Raw genomic sequence first — 702 nt, 5'->3', positions numbered from 1 at the left:
CCCGGGCAACGCTGGTGCTCGCCCTTGGGAGAGGACATGGAGGCCATCCGGACCCTGAGCAGGCGGCACTTACTGCCCTTTCAGTCGTCTCGGTGCCGTTGGATTGGTGGCGTATTCGTGTAAGTGCGCATTTGGTCGCACCCTGACGGTTTGTCCGGGTCGGTATCCCTGATACAGGTTTCTCAGGGTTTTATTTTCAGACCGAAGGCGACCAGATGCCAGATCTTTTCCAGAATGGTCCGCAGGACAGCACCCGGTCCGTTCTGGTCGCCCTGCTGGCCTGCGGCGTTGTTATTAGCGCGATCTGGATTCTCAAACCATTCCTGCCAGCGACGATCTGGGCCATCACGATCGCAGTTACGACTTGGCCCATGCTGCTCCGTCTTCAGGGCTGGGTTGGAAACAGCCGACGAGCAGCCGTTTCCTTGACCATTCTGATCGCGATGGTGCTGTTCATCCTGCCGTTGTGGCTCGCCATTACGACAGTCTCAAGTCACTTCGACGATATCGCCGCCCTCGCCTCGTCCGCGTCCATTCTGCGTCTTCCGGATGAGCCCAAGTGGCTTGCACGACTTCCTTTAATTGGACCACATATTGGTCCGTTATGGGCCAGGATGCAGCATATGCAGTTTCCGGAAATGGTCAGGCAAGTCATGCCGTCTCCTGAGACCTTGATTCATAGTTTTCTGGCTTATGCGGGAA

The 702-nt window shown here is 56.7% G+C and carries 1 pseudogene; it reads left to right on the top strand.

Annotated elements, in window-relative coordinates:
• Positions 1 to 215: 215 nt before the first annotated feature.
• Positions 216 to 702: pseudogene (locus HKD28_RS15550) on the top strand (AI-2E family transporter); the annotation flags it as partial.

This window comes from Gluconobacter cadivus, from assembly GCF_015244745.1.
Taxonomy (GTDB): domain Bacteria; phylum Pseudomonadota; class Alphaproteobacteria; order Acetobacterales; family Acetobacteraceae; genus Gluconobacter; species Gluconobacter cadivus.
Note: the sequence above shows the minus strand (reverse complement) of the source record. Positions and strands in the feature narration are given on the sequence as shown.